4 protein-coding genes are annotated in these 2867 nt (G+C 48.2%); all 4 read left to right on the forward strand.

Annotation, left to right across the window (positions count from 1 at the left end; genetic code table 11):
* Positions 1-184 (forward strand): hypothetical protein (locus tag D6694_05100; protein RMH45121.1); only part of this gene is annotated, 184 nt, incomplete at its 5' end.
* A 19-nt stretch (positions 185-203) separates the two neighbouring features.
* On the forward strand, positions 204-1562 hold the full coding sequence (locus D6694_05105) for a hypothetical protein (protein ID RMH45122.1): 1359 nt from the start codon (positions 204-206) through the stop codon (positions 1560-1562).
* Positions 1563-1606: 44 nt separating this feature from the next.
* Entirely contained in the window at positions 1607-2659 is a 1053-nt protein-coding gene (locus D6694_05110) for a CRISPR-associated protein Cas7 (protein RMH45123.1), read from the forward strand.
* A gap of 64 nt (positions 2660-2723) precedes the next feature.
* Positions 2724-2867, forward strand: a 144-nt coding sequence (locus D6694_05115) for a Dna2/Cas4 domain-containing protein (protein ID RMH45124.1), incomplete at its 3' end; no start/stop codon positions are given.

Raw genomic sequence — 2867 nt, forward strand, 5'->3', positions numbered from 1 at the left:
AACATACGAGCAAGGGAGTGCTTCCGAACGCACGTCACTCGAAATCCCTATGCGTTTTTGGTCGGTAAAAGACTTCCCGCAGCTTGCCGTGGGTAAAAGACCTTTTGTCATCCCTTCCGAGTTTTACTCCAGAGAGCTTGGGCTGCAGATAAGGAAAGAAAAAGAAGTTGCTTCATTTTTATAAATCGATAAAATGTCGTCCTATGTATACTGTTGCAATTGGCAGGCGCGTGCTGGATGCGTATAATCAAGCGCATGATACCGATTATACGCCTGAGCGTTTTTTTAATGAGGTGGTGTTTAAAAAGTTTTTAGATTCTAATAAGTATGTTTTTTACATACGCAATTCGCCTTTTGGTCAAATGAAAAAAGGGCAATCTGTCGATAAATTAACCCCAAAAGAGCGATTGCAAAAGCTTGAAGAGTTTCATCAGAAAGTCAAAATTAGAAAGTCTCGTGACGCAAGTGTAGCCTTCGGCTTTCCTGCATCCGATGAAGAAAAGTTTAATACAACGTCTGGATTAGTAACGGATATTCAGTTGGAGGTCCCCGATGATGACGTTTACCTGTCCTGGATTGGAGCCGCTACGGGTGTGGGTATTGCTGGGGGATTCATTTTGCTGTTCGATCATCCCGACATTCTGCTCAAAATAGTGAAGGGATGGGATGTGTACAGGAGGTTTTTGGACGATCCGACGATCGAGCTTGCACCCAACAAGTTGACTTCGTGGAATGGACAGTGGCTGAACTATGTGAATAGCGCGGACTACAGCGATGACTTCGATTTTGCGACGCTGAACAACCTTGGTTTTTTCAAACAAGGCAAGAGCTCGTTGGAGATTAATACGGTGAGTTGGGCTCGGCTGTTTTTCAATATCGCCAGGGCCCTCCCCGAGGAAGCCACCACGATGATGGTGTATGCATATTCCTTTGGACAAATGAACAAGACCCTGGGCTTTTTCCCCTTACAGCTTCAGGCGCCTCGCAAGCTCATCCGATTCTACAAACTGCTTTTTGGTGAAAACGCGGCGCTGACGGATCTCCGGACGTATGATGAAATGTACGGGGTGCACTTCAAGGCGGCATGTGCGCAGGGAGCTATTGGGCTCAAAGCACTGGAGCCACTCAAGCTTAGGCCTTTTTATTCGCCGGACAAGATGCCCAAGCTCAAGAAGAAGTCTGATCCCGAGAAAGATTATAAAGACAATATCATTCCTTTTCGAATCTTTAAAACATGGTTGTTAGCTATGATTACCAAAAACAAAGAAGAACAGCTCGATTTTAGCGAGCGGGTCGCCAAAGCTCTTTACAACTACCGACGGAGCGACAAAAAAGGTAGTACCAAATTTGCCAACAATGTAACCCAGTTGTTGCAGGCAGGCACGAAAGGTGCGTTTTTGAAACACCTCACCGAGATCGTCCAATCTTCCGAATGGGATGCCGAGTCTCTGGGCCTGTTCAAAGAGCTGAGGGACTTTGTCCACTACTTGCCTCCTGAGGAGTTTCGTTATTTCAATGTTTTGCTCAAGTTCGACTATGCTTACCAAGAACGGAATGGATGAATCCTCGCCTATGACCTATTTCATAACAAAAAAATAAAAAAGACATGAGTAGCAAAGCCATTTATGTACGCACCCTCAAAAAGGTCGATTTCAGCGTATTTGCCGTTGCTGATGGGCAAAAGTCCTATTTCGACCCCGTCTTCAATCGTACTGTGCCATTCTCGAGCGGACAGCAGGTCAAACGTTCGATTATCGACGCCATGGCAGTTCATTTGGGGGCCATGCCGGCACCAACGACTTTCGTTTTTGATGTGAATAAAAACGGTGAAATTGGCGAAGGTGAAGTTTTCGCCAGTTGTGATCCTTCCTTTCCGGACCAATTGGTAGGGGGGTGGATGAAGGCAGGTAAAGGTGGGAAAGAGCGTACGCTCAAGCGCCGTAGCCCGCTTTCTATCTCGGCTATGCGTGCTTTGCATCCCCAACTCGCTACCATTAACAAGGAGAATATCACTTTCGACCGCTCGGATCGCCCCAATAGCAAGGTGATCGTTCGCGATCCTCAGGGCAACCCCCTGTCCGAGGAGGAAATAGTGGCATTGCTCGAAGGGAAGGATCGAAGCCTGTTTCGCAAGTGGATTCCGGGGCAGACGCGCGCCACGGGGCTTTTCCTTCAAGACGTGGCAATAGATCTCGAGCGTCTTTTCTGCGTCTCGCTCAATCGTTACGAACCGGAAATTACAGAGGAGACCGAAGCAAAGCTTCGTGAAGCAGGGTGGGAAGAAGTGAACAATCGATATTATGGAAAGTGCCTGCAGGCACCAGCTGACATGCGAGAAAAAATCGCGGATGCGTTGGCCCGAGCCATCACGGATTGGCGTATTACGTCCAATCAGTCCCGGACCTTTGACGTAATGACCACCTTGGCCATAGCAGTTTCGGACAACGCCCAATTGATCGGCAATGCCATTAGGGCCAAATTGGTGGAAGATGCTGAAGACAAAGTGATTCCGGTCATCGACGAGGGACTCGCAGGTGTTGAGTTCTTCGTAACCCCCGCAGCTGGTGCTTACGCGCATGTTACCAATGAGTCGGCTGAGGCCGTTTCAGCAGCAGCGGAATACTTGAAAAAACAGATAATCAATGCTTATTCTGCTTGATTTTGATTGAACCGCGAGATGCCCGCTTTCTCTAGGGCATCTCGTTTTTTTTAGCAAGACGACCATGCGCCTCACCGCCACCCATATCGCTTACTATCACACTTGCAAACGCAAGCTTTGGCTGTTTCATCACGGCATACAGATGGAGCAGGAGAGCCAGGTCGTATATGAGGGCCGGTTGATCGGTGAGACCACCTACACCGATCGG

It is taken from the genome of Gammaproteobacteria bacterium (assembly GCA_003696665.1).
In the GTDB taxonomy this organism is placed as follows: domain Bacteria; phylum Pseudomonadota; class Gammaproteobacteria; order Enterobacterales.